The organism is Pseudomonas sp. SDT291_1_S447 (assembly GCF_054070155.1).
This window is the reverse complement of the sequence record NZ_JBSVXS010000029.1, coordinates 42859-59580: the sequence shown is the minus strand read 5'-3', so window position 1 is coordinate 59580 and position 16722 is coordinate 42859. Positions and strand designations below refer to the sequence as shown.

The 16722-nt window shown below is 60.7% G+C and carries 17 protein-coding genes; 8 read left to right on the top strand and 9 right to left on the bottom strand.

Annotated elements, in window-relative coordinates; translation table 11 throughout:
- Window positions 1–71: 71 nt before the first annotated feature.
- Entirely contained in the window at window positions 72–848 is a 777-nt protein-coding gene (locus tag ACW9IR_RS12580; protein WP_457463466.1) for an IclR family transcriptional regulator, read from the bottom strand.
- Between the two features lie 177 nt (window positions 849–1025).
- On the opposite strand from ACW9IR_RS12580, the gene ACW9IR_RS12575 reads away from it, so the two are divergent.
- The 4 genes from ACW9IR_RS12575 (at window position 1026) to ACW9IR_RS12560 (ending at window position 5616) form a co-directional block, all read left to right on the top strand.
- Window positions 1026–2765, top strand: a complete 1740-nt coding sequence (locus tag ACW9IR_RS12575; RefSeq protein ID WP_457463464.1) for an FAD-dependent oxidoreductase — start codon at window positions 1026–1028, stop codon at window positions 2763–2765.
- Window positions 2749–3582, top strand: coding sequence for an aldo/keto reductase (locus tag ACW9IR_RS12570; RefSeq protein WP_457463462.1), 834 nt, complete (start codon window positions 2749–2751; stop codon window positions 3580–3582). The genes ACW9IR_RS12575 and ACW9IR_RS12570 overlap by 17 nt, the downstream gene beginning before the upstream one ends.
- A 192-nt stretch (window positions 3583–3774) precedes the next feature.
- On the top strand, window positions 3775–4662 hold the full coding sequence (ypfJ, locus tag ACW9IR_RS12565; RefSeq protein WP_150706854.1) for a KPN_02809 family neutral zinc metallopeptidase: 888 nt from the start codon (window positions 3775–3777) through the stop codon (window positions 4660–4662).
- The gene (locus ACW9IR_RS12560; protein WP_457463459.1) at window positions 4663–5616 is read left to right on the top strand and encodes an alpha/beta hydrolase; all 954 of its coding nucleotides are present in this window, start codon (window positions 4663–4665) and stop codon (window positions 5614–5616) included.
- A 115-nt stretch (window positions 5617–5731) separates the two neighbouring features.
- Here the strand turns inward: ACW9IR_RS12560 and ACW9IR_RS12555 are convergent, their stop codons facing one another.
- The 3 genes from ACW9IR_RS12555 to ACW9IR_RS12545 form a co-directional block, all read right to left on the bottom strand.
- Complete coding sequence (locus ACW9IR_RS12555; protein ID WP_110720294.1) at window positions 5732–6325, bottom strand: HAD family hydrolase; 594 nt, start codon at window positions 6323–6325, stop codon at window positions 5732–5734.
- Window positions 6322–7191: an acyl-CoA thioesterase II gene (gene tesB / locus ACW9IR_RS12550; RefSeq protein ID WP_102899922.1), complete on the bottom strand. Its 870-nt coding sequence runs from the start codon at window positions 7189–7191 to the stop codon at window positions 6322–6324. The genes ACW9IR_RS12555 and tesB overlap by 4 nt, the downstream gene beginning before the upstream one ends.
- 111 nt (window positions 7192–7302) lie before the next feature.
- Window positions 7303–7872 (bottom strand): GNAT family N-acetyltransferase, encoded by a 570-nt coding sequence (locus tag ACW9IR_RS12545; protein WP_095121648.1) that lies wholly within the window; start codon window positions 7870–7872, stop codon window positions 7303–7305.
- An 82-nt stretch (window positions 7873–7954) separates the two neighbouring features.
- On the opposite strand from ACW9IR_RS12545, the gene ACW9IR_RS12540 reads away from it, so the two are divergent.
- The gene (locus ACW9IR_RS12540; RefSeq protein ID WP_457463457.1) at window positions 7955–8875 is read left to right on the top strand and encodes a histone deacetylase family protein; all 921 of its coding nucleotides are present in this window, start codon (window positions 7955–7957) and stop codon (window positions 8873–8875) included.
- A gap of 281 nt (window positions 8876–9156) precedes the next feature.
- Window positions 9157–10392 (top strand): TIGR03862 family flavoprotein, encoded by a 1236-nt coding sequence (locus ACW9IR_RS12535; RefSeq protein ID WP_102899920.1) that lies wholly within the window; start codon window positions 9157–9159, stop codon window positions 10390–10392.
- 349 nt (window positions 10393–10741) lie between these two features.
- Here ACW9IR_RS12535 and ACW9IR_RS12530 read toward each other — a convergent pair whose 3' ends face one another.
- Together ACW9IR_RS12530 and yedA are read right to left on the bottom strand one after the other, a co-directional pair.
- On the bottom strand, window positions 10742–12079 hold the full coding sequence (locus tag ACW9IR_RS12530) for a DEAD/DEAH box helicase (protein ID WP_016986155.1): 1338 nt from the start codon (window positions 12077–12079) through the stop codon (window positions 10742–10744).
- A 52-nt stretch (window positions 12080–12131) separates the two neighbouring features.
- The gene (gene yedA / locus ACW9IR_RS12525; protein WP_150694675.1) at window positions 12132–13067 is read right to left on the bottom strand and encodes a drug/metabolite exporter YedA; all 936 of its coding nucleotides are present in this window, start codon (window positions 13065–13067) and stop codon (window positions 12132–12134) included.
- Between the two features lie 163 nt (window positions 13068–13230).
- Here yedA and ACW9IR_RS12520 point away from each other — a divergent pair, with 163 nt between their 5' ends.
- Window positions 13231–13683 carry an Lrp/AsnC family transcriptional regulator gene (locus ACW9IR_RS12520; RefSeq protein WP_102899918.1) on the top strand — a complete coding sequence of 151 codons (453 nt, stop codon included), beginning with the start codon at window positions 13231–13233 and terminating at the stop codon, window positions 13681–13683.
- 134 nt (window positions 13684–13817) lie between these two features.
- On the opposite strand, the gene ACW9IR_RS12515 is transcribed toward ACW9IR_RS12520, so the two are convergent.
- From ACW9IR_RS12515 to ACW9IR_RS12505, 3 genes are all read right to left on the bottom strand, one after another.
- The gene (locus ACW9IR_RS12515; protein ID WP_077574644.1) at window positions 13818–14423 is read right to left on the bottom strand and encodes a 3'-5' exonuclease; all 606 of its coding nucleotides are present in this window, start codon (window positions 14421–14423) and stop codon (window positions 13818–13820) included.
- 21 nt (window positions 14424–14444) lie between these two features.
- Window positions 14445–14924 carry a LabA-like NYN domain-containing protein gene (locus tag ACW9IR_RS12510; protein ID WP_007949802.1) on the bottom strand — a complete coding sequence of 160 codons (480 nt, stop codon included), beginning with the start codon at window positions 14922–14924 and terminating at the stop codon, window positions 14445–14447.
- A 138-nt stretch (window positions 14925–15062) separates the two neighbouring features.
- A complete protein-coding gene (locus tag ACW9IR_RS12505) occupies window positions 15063–15821 on the bottom strand; it encodes a DUF2076 domain-containing protein (protein WP_457463453.1) in 759 nt (252 codons plus the stop codon).
- Between the two features lie 178 nt (window positions 15822–15999).
- On the opposite strand from ACW9IR_RS12505, the gene ACW9IR_RS12500 reads away from it, so the two are divergent.
- Window positions 16000–16674 carry a YciC family protein gene (locus ACW9IR_RS12500; RefSeq protein ID WP_077574645.1) on the top strand — a complete coding sequence of 225 codons (675 nt, stop codon included), beginning with the start codon at window positions 16000–16002 and terminating at the stop codon, window positions 16672–16674.
- Window positions 16675–16722 lie beyond the last annotated feature (48 nt).

Here is a 16722-nt window from a genome sequence, read left to right as displayed (position 1 = left end):
ACATTGATGCCAGCTGATACACCGCGATCGCGAGCAGGCTCACTCCTACAAGGGAACTGCGTGAATTCGGATTAGATAAACAGTTCTGAGGCCAGGCTTGCTGCTGATAATTCTTCGGTGAAGGTCAGCAACAGCGGCGCCAGCTCATGCAACCGCGCCCCCGGCATTCGCGCACTGGGCCCGGCGATACTGAGCACGCCGATCACCCGCCCATCCGTTGGATGCTTCACCACCGCCGCAATCGCCGAAGTGCCGACTGCCGAACTCTCCTCAACGCAGGCATAACCCTGCTCACGAGCCAGACGCAGGCGCTCCAGCAACTCGATATTCGAGCGCGGCGCATTCGGCCCGATCCCCACCGGCACCTCCGCCGCCTGCCGCTCGACCAGCGACAACGCCTCGGCATCGCTCATGCACGCCAGCCACGCATGCCCTGACGCGGTGTAGAACAGCGGCGCATCGCGGCCCATGTCCGGGTCATAACGCAGACCAGTGCGCGCGCCCTGTGCCTTGGCGATCCAGGTCTGGCGCTCGCCATCGATCACGCCCAAACGCACCAGTTCGCCGGTTTCCTCCGCCAGTCGATCAAGCACCGGCTGGACGATATCGGCACCGCTGCTCGACAAATACTGAAAGCCCATCGCGACCAGTTTGGTCGACAAGTGATAACGCAAGGTTTCCGCATTCTGTCGTACGTAGCCCAAGCGGATCAGCTCGGCGAGCAAGCGGTGCGTTGCACTTTTGGGGATATCCAGTTGCTCGGCCAGGGTCTGCATCGGCAGCCCGCGCGGATCACTGGTGAGGCTTTCCAGCACACTGAAAACCCGTTCGATTTGACTGCCAGCCATGGGAACATCCAAAGGAAATTTTGCCGATTCTAGAAGAGATCAGCCGCAAAGCGAAATCTGGAACCGGTTGTTCGATAACCGCCCGCTTTGTTGAGTCAAGGCTTGTCGTGCTAGGCCAGCACTGGTTACTTTCTGGAATCAAATTCCAAAAATAATTTATCGCTGGAGTGTTGTTTGATGCCTGCCGAACTCCCTGATATCGACTGCGACGTATTGGTCGTCGGATCCGGCGCTGCCGGGTTGTCGGCCGCCGTGACTGCCGCGTGGCATGGCTTGAAAGTCATCGTTGTCGAGAAAGATCCGGTGTTCGGTGGCGCCACCGCATGGTCCGGTGGCTGGGCTTGGGTGCCGTGCAATCCGCTGGCCCGTCGAGCCGGGATCGTCGAAGACATCGAACAACCGCGCACCTATTTGCGCCATGAACTGGGCGAGCACTTCGACCCAGCGATGATCGATGCTTTCCTTGAAGCGGGGCCGCGCATGGTCGCGTTTTTCGAGCAGCACACCGCGCTGCAATTTGCCGATGGCAATGCCATTGCCGACATTCATGGCGATACGCCGGGGGCCGGCACTGGCGGTCGCTCGGTCATCGCCGCACCTTACGATGGACGCAAGGTCGGACGCCTGCTCAAGCGTCTTCGTACCACCATGCGCGAAACGTCCTTCATGGGCATGCCAATCATGGCCGGGGCGGATCTGTCGGCGTTCCTCAATCTGACGCGCTCGGTCAAGGCGGCATGGCACGTAACCCGACGTTTCACTCGACACCTGTTCGACCTCGCCGTGCATGGCCGGGCGATGCAACTGGTCAACGGCGTCGCGCTGGTGGCAAGACTGGCGAAGTCCGCCGAAGACCTTGGCGTTCTGCTCTGGGAATCAGCGCCTGTGACGGAACTGCTGCGTGATGGCTTGCGCGTCTCGGGTGCTGTGGTCAACACAGACAAAGGCCCAATCTGCATTCACGCACGCAAAGCCGTGGTGCTCGCCGCTGGTGGTTTTGCCAATGACATCGAGCGGCGTAAAGCCCTGTTCCCGCGCACACCGACCGGCCATGAGCACTTGGCACTGCCACCGCTGGCCGTCAACGGCGATGGCCTGCGCCTGGGCGAAAGCGTCGGCGCGCGGGTCAATACCGATGTGGCTTCGCCCGTGGCGTGGGCGCCGGTATCACGAGTGCCACATTCCGACGGCAGCACCGGCCACTTCCCACACATCATCGAGCGCGGAAAACCCGGGATAATCGGCGTGCTGCGCAACGGCCAGCGCTTCGTCAACGAAGCCAACGGTTATTACGACTACGTCAGTGCCATGGTCGCCGCCGCACCGGAAGGCGAAGAAGTCGCCTCATGGCTGATCTGCACACACGCCTTTCAACGGCGTTATGGATTGGGCATATCGCGACCATTTCCGCTGCCAGTGTCAGAATTTATCCGCAGCGGCTATCTGAAAACAGGCAACACCATTGAAGAATTAGCCACTGCTTGCGGCATTGACCCGAACGCTTTGCGCCAGACCCTCGACGATTACAACCGCCATGCCCGATGTGGCGAAGACCCGTTGTTCGGGCGCGGCACGACCCCCTACAACCGTAAACAGGGTGATCCGGCGAACCTTCCCAACCCCTGCGTTGCCCCAATAGACACCGGCCCGTTCTACGCCGTGAAAGTCCAGCCGGGCTGCTTCGGTACGTTTGCCGGCCTCACGGTCACCCCACACGCGCAAGTGCTGGACGCCCACGAACAGCCCATCGCCGGCCTCTACGCAGCGGGGGGCGATATGGCCAGCATCATGGGCGGCCACTATCCGGCGGGCGGGATCAACCTCGGCCCGGCGCTGACTTTCGGTTACATCGCCGCCCGGCACATTGCCGGCATGACTGCTTTCGAACAGGAGATCGACCATGCAGCACATCGTTAATGCCCAAGGTTTGAACATGCCGAAACTCGGCCTCGGCACCTGGCCGATGCTCGGCGACGAATGCACTCGCGCCGTGGAGCAAGCACTGGAACTGGGTTATCGACACATCGACACGGCAGCGGCCTACAACAACGAAGACGCCGTCGGACAAGCGCTGGCGAACACGCCGACACCGCGCGAGCAGATTCACGTCACCACCAAGGTCTGGTGGGATCAGCTGCAACCCGACGCGATGCGCCACTCCATGGACCGCAGCCTTACTGCTTTGCGCAGCGACTACGTCGATCTGTTCATGATCCACTGGCCGACCACCGACTGGGATTTGCCAAGCACCCTCGCCACGCTGGCCTCGTTCAAGGAGCAGGGCCTGGCGCGCAACATCGGCGTGGCGAATTTTCCACTACCGTTGTTACGCAAAGTCATCGAGGAATATGGGATTGGTCTGTCAGCGATTCAGGTCGAGTACCACGTCCTGCTCGGCCAGAACGCCCTGCTCGACTACGCCCGTCAACACGACATGGCACTGACGGCCTACACCCCACTGGCGCGCAACAAGGTCTCGGACATCCCGCAGATTCAACAGATCGCCAACAAGCACGGTGTGTTGCCGACCCAGGTAGCGTTGAAATGGTTGCTCGATCAGCCGAATGTTGCGGCCATTCCCAAGGCCAGCAGCCGAGCCAATCAACTGGCCAACCTCGCATCTCTGCAGGTCGAACTCGACGATGAAGACCGCGCATTGATTGCCGCACTGCCGAAAAATCAACGCCAGGTCAGCCCGGATTTCGCACCGCAGTGGGATGCGTTTGATCGCTGATTGATAATCCAGCGATAGAAATCCTGCGCGCGATTGAATTTGCCGCGCGCCAGATCGTCAATAACAGGCCCGACCTCGTCAGCACGAGGCCGGGCCTGTTTGCGTGAGGCCAATAGACGGACGACCGGACTGGCGCCACACTCACACAACAGCAACACTCATCACCACCCGATACACACAGAGGATTCCCACATGCTATGGAAAAAAGGCCGACGCAGTGACAACGTCGTCGATGCCCGTGGTGATGATGCCGGCGGTGGCGGCGGCATGCGCTTCGGCGGCGGCAAAGGCCTGAGCCTCGGGGCCATCCTGCTGATCGTCGGTATCGGCTGGATCACCGGCCAGGACCCAATGCAGATCCTCGGTCAGCTCGCCGGGCAATCCACACAACAATCGGCGCCGACCTCGCAAACCCGTCAGGCCCCGCCGGCCAACGATGAACAGGCCGAATTCGTCCGCTCGATCCTCGGCGATACCGAAGACACTTGGGGCACGATTTTCCAGCAGGCCGGGCGGCAATATAAGGACCCGACCCTGGTGCTATTCAGCAATCGGGTCAATTCCGCCTGCGGTCTGGCGACCTCGGCCACTGGCCCGTTCTATTGCCCGGCGGACCAGAAGGTCTATCTGGACATGGCGTTCTTCCAGGAAATGTCGCAACGCTTCAAGGCTGCCGGCGACTTCGCCCAGGCCTACGTGATCGCTCACGAAGTCGGACACCATGTGCAGACGCTGCTTGGCGTCTCGGCGAAAATTCAGACAGCGCGCCAGCAAGGTCGGCAGATGGAAGGCGATGGCGGCTTGCTGGTGCGCCAGGAATTGCAGGCCGACTGCCTCGCTGGCGTCTGGGCCTACAGCGCACAGAAGCGCTTGAATTGGCTGGAACCGGGCGACATCGAAGAAGCCTTGAACGCGGCCAACGCCATCGGTGATGATCGCTTGCAACAACAGGGTCAGGGCCGTGTGGTGCCGGACTCGTTTACCCACGGTACGTCGGCGCAAAGGGTGCGCTGGTTCAAAACCGGATTCGCACAGGGCCAGGTCGGCCAGTGCGACACCTTCGCGGCGAAAAACCTGTAAATGCATAAATGGCTTTTGGCGTTACTGATTGTTGGCAGCACTGCGCAAGCCGCCGGTGTCGATGCGATCAGCCCCGGTCGCTTGCAACTCAAGGCCGGGGAAATGGCGGTGGGTATTGGCCCCGCGCCGGAGAAAATCGAGCGTGTGCTGATCGTCATTCATGGCCGCTTGCGCAACGCGGAAACCTATCGCAAAAGCGCCGAAAGTGCGGCCGAGCTGGCGGGACAAACCACGCACACCTTGGTGATCGCCCCGCAGTTTCTCAATGAAAGCGATGTCGCCCTGTATTCGTTGCCCGCCACCGTCCTGCGCTGGCAGGGCAACGAGTGGATGGGCGGCGGCTTATCCACAGGTCCGAATCTGTTGAGTTCCTATGCGGCGCTCGATGAAATCATCGGACGGATCAGCGACCGGAAACAGTTTCCCGACGTTAAACAGATCGTGATCTTCGGTCATTCCGGTGGTGGCCAGGTGGTGCAGCGTTATGCCCTGCTGGCCAAGGATCAACCGGCGCTGAAGGTCAACGGCATTCGCTTGCGCTATGTCGTGGCCAATCCGTCTTCTTATGCCTATTTCAATGAACAACGGCCGGTGGCGTTCGATCACGCCAAGTGCGCGGGTTTCAACCGCTGGAAGTACGGTCTGGCAGACATGCCGGTGTACGCCGGTGGTCAAACGCCGTTGCAGCTTGAGAGCAGTTACGTCAAACGCGAGGTGATTTATCTGCTCGGGCAGCAGGACATCGACCCGCAGCATCCGGTGCTGGACAAGCGTTGTGAAGCCGAGGCGCAAGGTGCGTATCGCCTGGAGCGTGGCAAGTTGTACTTCGGCTATTTGCTGCGCCGGCATCCGGAAGGGGTGAATCAGCGGTTGGTTGAAGTGCCCGGGGTCGGGCATAACGGCGATGGGATGCTGACCTCGCCGGAGGGGCAGAAGGCATTGTTTGAACAGTAAGTTGTGCGGTGGATGATCTGGCCTCTTCGCGAGCAGGCTCGCTCCTACAGGTGAACGCATTCCAATTGTAGGAGTGAGCCTGCTCGCGATGAGGCCCGCTAAAGCAGCCAAGATTTCAGGCCAGCAGCATCCGCCGCAACTCGACACAATCCTTCGCATGCCAATCGGTCAACTCGGGCCACGGGTTATCCGGCAGATTCACCAACACCGTGCGCGCCCCCGCCGCTCGCCCGCAATCCAGATCAAAGCGGTAATCACCGACCATGACCATCTCGCTGGCCGGCACTTCCCAAGCGTCTGCCAGTTTCAGCAAACCACCCGGATGCGGCTTCGGCGGAGCTTCATCGCGACCCAAAACATCCTCCACCGCAAAACAGTCAGCCAAACCAATCGCTTCCAGCGTCACATGCGCCAACTCCCGCGCATTGCGGGTCAGAATGCCGAGGCGATAACCGCGCGCATGCAGATCACGCACCAGCTCCACCGCGCCGGTGGCCGGGGTCGAACCCAGTGCCAGATCCCTTTCGTGTTCCAGCAACCAGGCGTGTTTTGCCGCTGCTTCATCCGCCGGCAACGCGGCGAGATGAGTGAGGATGTCGTCCTCCGGCGGAATCGCCAGCGCCACGCGAATCGCCGCAAAATCATGCACGGCGACGGTCAGCGTGCCGTCCATGTCGAACACCCAGTGCTTTACCTCTTTCAGGCTCATGCCCAATCCTTGCGATGGCGGATCAGGCCTTCCTGCGTCACCGACGCGACCAGTTGCCCGGCGCGGTTGTACACGCTGCCACGGGAGAAACCACGGGAATTACCGGCCCACGGACTGTCCATCGCGTAGAGCAACCAGTCATCGGCACGCAGATCGTTGTGGAACCACAGCGCGTGATCGAGGCTGGCGACCTGCATGTCTTTCTGCCACACCGACTTGCCGTGGGGCAGCATCGAGGTGGTCAGCAAACCGAAGTCCGAGGCGTATGCCAGCAGGTATTTGTGCAGCGCCGGGATGTCGGCCAATGCGCCGTCGGCACGGAACCACACGTACTTCACCGGATCGGCCGGCTGCGGGTTGTACGGGTCTTTTTCGGTGACCGGGCGCACTTCGATCGGTTTCGGGCACAGCAGTTTTTCGCGCATGTGCTCCGGGATCAGGTGCGCGCGTTGCTGGAACAGCTCCAGCTCCGACGGCAGGTTTTCCGGGCCGACCACCACCGGCATCTGGCTCTGGTGCTCGAAGCCTGCCTCGTCGTATTGAAACGAAGCGCTGCAGGTGAAAATCGGATGGCCCTTCTGGATCGCCGTCACCCGGCGGGTGCTGAAACTGCCGCCATCGCGCACGCGATCAACCGAGTAGACCACCGGCAACTTGGCATCGCCCGGACGCAGGAAATAACCGTGCATCGAATGCACATGACGCGCCTCTTCTACCGTCTGACTGGCCGCCGACAGCGACTGACCGAGCACCTGACCACCGAACAACTGACGGAAACCCAAGTCCTGGCTACGGCCACGGAACAGGTTTTCTTCGATCGGTTCCAGGGTCAGCAAGTCGACCAGATCTTCCAACACTTGGCTCATTCAGACTCTCCTCACACAAAGCACTATGCCGCGCAGTCTTGGCTGCGGCGGCCGATTCAGATTCTGGCGCGGGCCAATGATATGGCGGCCATTGTAAACGTCCGTGTCGGCTTATCCATGCAAGGTTTGCAGCCATTGTTCCCGAGTGATGCGGTACAGCACATGCCGACGCAACGGATGATCGACGGCCAGTTTCGGGTGATCGAAATCATCCTCGGGGGCGTGATGCATGCCGATCGCCTGCATGACCTTCTCCGAAGGCAGATTGGATTGCGCGGTGAAGGAGACGATTTCCTTCAGCGCCAACCGATCAAAGCCACAGCGCAGAGCGGTCCACGCTGCTTCGCTGGCATAGCCCAGGCCCCAATGTTCCTTGGCCAGGCGCCAGCCGATTTCCACCGCGGGGGTGAACGGCGCATCGAAACCGACCACGCCGAGTCCGGTGAAACCGATGAATTCACCGCTGTCCTTGCGCTCCAGCGCCCACAAGCCGAAACCGTGCTCGGCAAAATGCCCGCGCACACGGCCGATCATCGACGCGCTCTCCAGGCGGCTCAACGGTTCCGGAAAATAGCGCATCACCTGAGGATCGGCGCACATCGCGGCAAATGCCGGCAAATCCTCGTCCTGCCACTGACGCATCAGCAAGCGCGCGCTTTCGAGTTCCAGTATCGGCTCCATCGTGCCCCTCCGTTTCCATGCCGCAAGTCTACATCGCTGGTAGGATCCTTCACTCTTTCCTACGTTCCTACACGAAATCGCCATGCCCGTACCGCTGATCTACCACGAAGACTACAGCCCCGAGTTTCCGGCGGATCACCGCTTCCCGATGGACAAGTTTCGCCTGCTGCGCGATCACCTCGTCGACAGCGGTCTGACCCGCGATGCAGACCTGCTCCGCCCGGAGATCTGCCCCAACGACATCCTCGCCCTCGCCCATGACCGTGCGTATATCGAACGCTACATGAGCGGCGAGTTGTCCCGCGAAGACCAGCGGCGTCTTGGCCTGCCATGGAACGAAGCCTTGGCGCGGCGTACGGTGCGGGCGGTCGGCGGTTCGATTCTGGCGGCTGAAAAAGCTCTGGAACACGGTCTGGCCTGTCACTTGGCCGGCGGCACTCATCACGCGCATTACGATTACCCGGCCGGTTTTTGCATCTTCAATGACCTGGCGATCATCAGCCATTACTTGCTGCAGAGCGGCCGGGTCAATCGCGTGCTGATCTTCGATTGCGATGTGCATCAGGGCGATGGCACCGCACGGATCCTGCATGACACGCCGGAGGCGATTACCGTTTCCCTGCACTGCGAGAAGAATTTTCCTGCACGCAAAGCGGAAAGTGACTGGGACATTCCGCTGCCCAAAGGCATGGCCGATGTCGATTATTTGAAGGTGGTCGACGACACGCTCAATTACCTGCTGCCGCTGTATCAACCGGACCTGGTGCTGTATGACGCCGGTGTTGATGTGCACAAGGACGACGCCCTCGGTTATCTGCAACTGACCGACGAAGGCGTCGCCGCCCGCGATGAAAGCGTGATGCGCCATTGCCTGGGCCGCGACATTCCGGTGGTCGGTGTGATTGGCGGCGGTTACAGCAAGGATCGCCACGCCCTCGCTCGCCGCCACGGCATCCTTCATCACAGTGCGCAGCGGGTCTGGCAGTCACACGGTTGTCATTGAGCTGTGCTGCGTTACCCACAATGGCTGTGGAACTGCCTGTGGATAACCTGAGTGAAAGGGACTGCAGGCCATACCGATTATGGCCTGCAGCGCACTGATCATTTTTCAACCAACATTTCAAGCCAACCCGAATCCCTTGTAGGAGTGAGCCTGCTCGCGATAGCGTCAGCACCTTCAACATTAAGTTGGCTGATACACCGCTATCGCGAGCAGGCTCACTCCTACAAAAGATCTCGGCTGTTAGAATGCGCGCCTTATCCCGCCATACCGCAGCGCATGCCATGACCCAGAACTCCGCCTCCTCCCCCGCTCACGTCGCCATCATCGGCGGTGGCCCTGCCGGCCTGATGGCCGCTGAAGTGCTGAGCCAGGCCGGAATCCGCGTCGATCTCTACGACGGCATGCCCTCGGTCGGCCGCAAGTTCCTTCTGGCCGGTGTCGGCGGCATGAACATCACCCACTCCGAAGCCTACCCGGCGTTCCTCTCGCGTTACGCCGAACGCGCGCCGCAAATCGCCCCGCTGCTGCGCGGCTTCGACGCCGATGCGTTGTGTAAATGGATTCACGATCTGGGCATCGAAACCTTCATCGGCAGCTCCGGCCGCGTGTTCCCCACCGACATGAAAGCCGCCCCCCTGCTGCGCGCTTGGCTCAAACGCCTGCGCGACAGTGGCGTAGTTATCCACACCCGCCATCGCTGGCTCGGTTGGGATGAACACGGCGCGCTGCGCATCGACAGCCCGGAAGGTGAAATCACCGTCAAACCCGACGCCAGCCTGCTCGCCCTCGGCGGCGGCAGTTGGGCGCGTCTCGGTTCCGACGGTGCGTGGATGTTGCCACTGGAGCAACGCGGTGTAGGACTGGCGCCGTTGCAGCCGAGTAATTGCGGCTTCGAAGTGCAGGCCTGGAGCGATTTGATGGTCAGTAAATTCGCCGGCGCGCCGCTGAAAAATATCGCCATCGGTTTGAACGACGACATTCCGCGCTTGGGCGAATGCGTGATCACCGCGACCGGCATTGAAGGCAGTCTGATTTATGCGCTGTCGGCGCCGATTCGTGAGGCGATCAATCAGTATGGCGCGGCGGTTATTCACATTGATCTGTTGCCCGGCCGGCCTGTGGATAAATTGCAGACGGCGTTGAGCAAGCCACGCGGCTCGCGCTCGATGGCCAAGCATCTGCACAGTCAGGTCGGGATTGATGGGGTGAAAGCGGCGTTGTTGCGTGAACTGAGCGATGCGGCGACCTTCGCCGATTCGGCGTTATTGGCGCGGGCGATCAAGGCACTGCCGCTGACGTTGGTGAAAACGCGACCATTGGACGAGGCGATCAGCAGTGCCGGGGGCGTGACGTTCGAGGCGATGGATGAGCGCTTGATGCTCAAGGCGTTGCCGGGGGTGTTCTGCGCTGGGGAGATGCTGGATTGGGAAGCGCCGACGGGCGGGTATTTGCTGACGGGGTGCTTTGCCAGCGGGCGGGCGGCGGGGTTGGGAATTGTGCAGTGGCTGAAAAGCTAAACCCTCACCCCAGCCCTCTCCCAGAGGGAGAGGGGGCCGACCGAGGTGTCTGGCGTCCAACATCGACCTGAAACACCGAGTCGATTATAGATTCGGCCAGCCAACCGAAGTGTCTGGCGAAGGCCCTGTCGATTATGGATTCAAACAGAAGAATCAGGTCGGCGTACTTCGCAAGCATCCCCCAATCAGTCCCCTCTCCCTCCGGGAGAGGGGGCCGACCTAGATGTCAGGCGAAAGCTTTTTCGATTATGGATTCACAGCCATAGGATCAGGTCGGCGTACTTCGCGAGCATCCCCCAATCAGTCCCCTCTCCCCCCGTGAGAGGGCTAGGGTGAGGGGCTTTTGACCTTAAGGCTTACGCTTACGCGGCCCAGTGTTGAACACCGGCACCTTACGCACAGGCTTGATCGAAGGCTCCGGCGCCTGCGTCTCGCCGCTGTCGACCCACTTGCCCAGATTGCGCTTGCCACCACCGCCCGACGCTTTCGGCTTCTTCGGTTTTTTCGGCTTCTTGATCACCTGACCACTGGCATCGGTATCCGGCACACGGTGCTCTGGTTCGAAATCCGGCTCGTTCTGACGTTTCAACGTCTGGCGAGTCAGCATTTCAATCGCCGACAACATGTTCACTTCATCCGCGCACACTAGCGAGATTGCCTCACCGGTTGCACCCGCACGACCGGTACGACCAATGCGGTGGATGTAGTCTTCAGCCACGATTGGCAGATCGAAGTTGATCACCAGCGGCAGATCTTCGATGTCCAGACCTCGCGCAGCAACGTCGGTGGCCACGAGAATCTGCACTTCACTGAGCTTGAAACGATCCAGCGCGCGCTGACGGGTCGCCTGTGGCTTGTCGCCGTGGATACCGTCGGCATTCACACCGAGGCCCTGGAGTTTTTCCACCAGCGCATCCACACCGTTGCGGGTCTTGGCGAACACCAGCACCTGCTTCCACTTGTTCTTGCGCATCAGGTGCACGAACAGTTCAGCCTTGCGCTTCTTGTCCACCGTGACGATCCACTGCTTGACGGTGTTGGCGGCGACGTTGCGCGGGCTGACTTCGACGGTCAGCGGATCGTTAAGCATCTGCCCGGCCAGCAGGCGGATGTCATCGGAGAAGGTCGCGGAGAACAGCAGGGTCTGGCGCTTTTTCGGCAGCATGCGGTAAATGTTCGCCAGTTCTTCAGAGAAGCCCAGGTCGAGCATACGATCGGCTTCATCCAGCACCAGAGTCTGCAACTGATCGAGTTTCAGCGCGTTCTGGCGGAACAGGTCGATCAGGCGACCTGGCGTGGCGACCAGCACATCTACGCCGCCGCGCAGCTTCATCATTTGCGGGTTGATGCTGACGCCGCCGTAAACCGCATAAGTGCGCAGCGGCAGGTTTTCGGCGTACTGGCGCACAGACTCATGAACCTGCTCGGCCAGTTCGCGGGTCGGCACCAGAATCAGCGCACGCGCCGAGTTGGCAGCGACTTTCGGCCCTTCCATGGCCAACAACTGCAGCAGTGGCAAAGCGAAACCGGCGGTTTTGCCGGTGCCGGTCTGGGCCGCTGCCATCAGGTCACGACCGGCCAGCACGGCCGGAATGGCTTGCGCCTGAACCGGCGTCGGGGTCTGGTAGCCGAGCGTCTCGAGGGAGCGCAGCAAGGGTTCGATCAGGCCAAGGGTGGCGAAAGTCATGGGAGTACCGTAGGAAAAAATGACGCGGGCATGCAATGGCGCGCAGTTTACCCTAATTCGTACGCTGTTCTTCGCGAACGGCTGTCGGCGCTACGATCGGCGGCTGTGCCGGACGGCGCCACTGCGGCAGTCCGATCAACACCACGGCGCTGATGATCACCAGCATCGCCAGCGCTTCCTCGATCCCGATGGTCTCGCCAACAAACACAATCCCCAGCAACACCGCCACCGCCGGGTTGACGTAGGCATAACTGGTTGCCGCCGCTGGACGCACGTGCTTGAGCAAATACATATAAGAGTTGAAGGCGATGATCGATCCAAAGAAGATCAGATAGGCCAGCGCCAGCCAGCCTTCAACTGGCGGCATTGCTTGCAGACGCTCGCCACTGACGGCGCTGCCGATCAGCAACACCACACCGCCGACCAGCATTTCCACCGCACTGGCCATCGCGCCCTGCGGCAACGGCAAATGTCTGCTCCACACCGAACCGAACGCCCAGGTCGCCGCCGCGAAAATCAGCAGCGCCGCGCCCATCGGACTCGATTGCAGGTTGGAACCCATGTTGAGCATGGCGATGCCAATAATCCCCAACGCCACCCCGGCCCATTCCAGGCGGGTGTTACGCGCACCCCAGAAATAACCACAGAGCAAAGTAAACAGCGGCACCGTCGCCACCGCCAATGCCGCCACCCCCGAAGCCACGCCAGTATGCTCGGCCACACTCACCGCGCCGTTACCGAAACTGAGCAGCAAAATCCCGATGATCCCCGCCGCTTTCCACTGCGCCCAGGTCGGCGCCGGAGCCCCGCGCCAGCGCAGGAACGCGTACATCAACGTACCGGCGATCACGAAGCGCACACCGCCGAGCATCAGCGGCGGCCAGTACTCGACGCCAATGCGGATCACCAGATAGGTCGATCCCCAAATCACGTACAGCGCAAAAAACGCGGCGATCAGCGGCAAGGAAAAACGGCGCAAGGCAGGCATGGGCAACTCGAAAGTCTGGCTCAGGGGATGGATTATTCTAGAAAGGCTGACGAGCAAAAATAAGCTACAAAACCTGTTTATAGCGCCGGTACACTTTGGAAATCACGGAGATCGCTGGAATAAACCACGATTTCGAAAGTCTGGCATTTTCAGGAGTCCGGCCTTGGACAAATACGACCGCATGCTGGTCAGCGCCCTGCTCGAAAATGGCCGCGCGTCCTACGCCGATCTGGCGCGCAAGGTGAACCTCTCCGCCCCCGCCGTCGCCGAGCGCGTGGCCAAGCTTGAGGCATCCGGGGTAATTACCGGATATGAGGCGAAAATCGACCTGTCGAAAATCGGCCTGCCGATCCAGTGCATGATCGAATTGCGCCTGCACCAGAACGGCAGCCAGAAGGTCTACGACGAACTGGTGAAAATCCCGCAACTGACCGAATGCTTCCGAGTGACGGGCGATCCGTGCGTGATGATGAAGGCTGCGGTGGGGTCGATGACGGAACTTGAAGAGTTGATCAATCGGGTGGCGAAGTTTGGCTTCAGCAAGACCTCGATTGTGTTGTCGAGCGCGATCGAAAAGCGTGTGCCGCTTGGCCAGATCGAAGGCAACGGCAAATAGTCCGGATCACCACAAATCCAATGTAGGAGTGAGCCTGCTCGCGATAGTGGAGTATCAGTCGATACAAAGGCTGACTGACACACCGTCATCGCGAGCAGGCTCACTCCTACAGGGGTTGCGTGCTGGGTTGGGGATCAGCGATAGCGCTGCAAGTGTTCACTGACTTTCGCGGCAGGGACTTTCTGCAACTTGCACAGCAGGTCATGCGATAGCTCGCTGACGCCGTGCTTGTGCCGCAACTCATCCGCCAGATGCGCCATCAGGTTGGCCGCCATCTCGGCATCGGCCATTGCCCGGTGAGCCTGGCCCGTGTGCGGCAAACGCGCAAACGTGGTGAGCGTACCGAGCTTGTGATTGGGCGCCGCAGGCATCAAGCGCCGTGCCAGCAACAGCGAACAGGCAAAATTCTGCAACCGCGTACGCTTGATCCGCCCCAGTTCAAAGTCCCAGAACTTCTGGTCGAACGAGGCGTTGTGCGCCACCAGCGGCGTGCAGCCGACAAACTCATTGACCTCGTTCATCACCTGCTCCGCCGAGGGCGCGGTGCGCAGCATGGCGTTGCTGATGCCGGTCAGTTGCTCGATGAACGCGGGGACGCGGACGCCGGCGTTCATCAGGCTCTGGTAACGCTCGACGATGCGGCCGTTTTCCAGCATGACCACGGCGATTTCCGTGGCGCGACAGTTGCTGTTCGGCGACAGGCCGGTGGTTTCAAAGTCGATGACTGCAATGCGTTCCAAACCGGGTGGTACTCCGTCAAATCAATTCTTTAGAAGCAGCGCGCCTTCAATCGGCACGTAACGGCTGGCGGCGCGGATCAGCGAGTTGGCGGTCAGGCCCGGCACACCGTAGGCGACGGCTTGAACGCCGTGCTTGCTGATGATGCGTTCGAGCAGCATGTCGAAATCGCCATCACCGGAGGCCAGCACAATTTCGTCGACATGGTCGGCGGCATCCATGATGTCGAGGGTGATGCCCACGTCCCAGTCGCCCTTGGCCGAGCCGTCGCTGCGCTGGATGTAGGGTTTGAGTTTCACGGTGAAACCGAGGTTGCGCAGGATCTGCTGGAACTGCTGCTGTTTGCTGTCGCCACGGTCGATCGCGTAGGCGTAGGCCTCGACGATCTGCCCGTCCTTGCTGATGTCTGCCCACAGCGCGGCGTAGTTGAAGTGACAACCATAGGCCTGACGCACGGTGTAGTAGAGGTTCTGCACGTCGGCGAACACTGCGATTTTTTTCACCGGAGTTCCTGTGGGCGCGCAAGCGCACGAAGCGGGATCAGGCGCCAGGCCCGAAAAAGGCGCTCAGTATGCCAGTCCGAAGGAGGGTTCCGCGAATAATCGGCCCGGAGCCCTCAGGGGCTCCGGACGAATGGTGAATCAGACGAAGGAATCGTCGTCATCGAAGAACGAGGAGTTGTCGTTGCCGTAGTCGGTGTCGGTGAAGCCGCCCTGGTCGTTGCCAGAGAAGCCGTTATCGGCCACACGCTGGTCATCGCCCCAGCCGCTGCTGCTCTGGTCGGCGACCTGCGCCGGTTCTTCCTTGATCACTTCAACGATTTCTTCCGGCTGCTGGTTGTGATGGAACAGGCTGCTGATGCCCTGCGCCAGCATCACGCCACCGGCCACACCAGCAGCGGTTTTCAAGGCGCCGCCAAGGAAGCTGCTGCCCGCCGCCGGAGCCGCTTGCTGAGCGTAATTAGATGGTGGTGCACCGAAGTTCTGTTGTGGCGCGGGTGCGCCGAAACTCTGCTGCGGGGCCGGTTCACGCCAGCCTCCGGTCGACGCCGGGGCGGCACTCTGGGTCGGCGCCGGACGTGGGCTGCCACCAAAAATGCTCGACAGGAAACCACCGCCGCCGCTCGGCGCGGGTGCGGCACTCTGGGTCTTGGCCGATTGCAGTTCGGCCTGCAACTGCTGGACTTGCCGGGTCAGTTGTTTGTTCTGCTCATCGAGGCTCTTGAGCGCAGCCTCTTGCACCAGAATCGCCTGGGTCATGAAATAACCTGCCGCTGGCTGGCGGGTCAGGTGTTCCTTGATCCGCGCCTCAGCCTGGGCGTCGCGCGGGGCTGCCTCCGTTTCGGCCTGTTGCAGCCGGGAAAACAGTCCATCGATCAGGGTTTGCTCTTCGCTGTTCATGGCGACCTCGTAGATTGCCGGGGATAACATTGCCCTCGTCCACGTTGGCCGAGGTGCTCTCCTGTAATGGAGACGGTGACAAAACGTTTCAATGACCTTTACCGAATGTTTACGTTTGTGTCGCGCCAGCCATCATCGGTTAAAGTGAGCCACTGTTTTCGACCTGCGATACCGACTGATGAATGCCCTCGAAGTACTGCGTGACTCTCTGTATTTTTTCAAACGCCATTTGGGCAGCATCGTGCGGTTGTGCCTGCCGTTGGTGATTTTCGAAGCGTTCCTGCAACAAGTTGTCGATCACGCCAGCGGACCGGAAAACATCTCGGCGATCAGTATCGTCGTCGGTCTGCTGGTGTATCCGCTGTACACCGCGGCGCTGATCCTGTTCCTTGATGCGCGCAGCCGTGGCGAGGCGCCGCGCAACCGTGATCTGCTGGCGATGGCTGCCACTCTGTGGCCACGCTTCGCCCTGCTCACGGCGCTGAACACCTTGCTGATTCTGCTGGGCCTGTCGCTGTATTTCCTGCCGGGCCTGATGTTGATGGTGATGCTCGCATTCGGCGAATACCTGCTGGTGCTGCGCGGCATGGGCCCCTTGCAGGCGATGAAGGAAAGCTTGCGCCTGACCCGTGGGCATTTCTGGCGGATCCTGCTGTGCATTCTCTGTGTGATGACACCGCTGTGGTTGCTCAAAGGCGCGACACTGGCGGTGTACCCCGAGCCGCAGAATCCTGTGATCGCGATACTGATCGACAGCGCCCACAGCTTCCTGCAACTGTTCACCAGTGTGGTGTTGTTCCGCCTGTTCATGCTGATCAGCGAATTGCCTGACAAACGTGACAGAGTGGTCTGACAGCACTGCGCTTGGGCTTCGAGACGGCCGTCAGGTATGCTCGGGGCC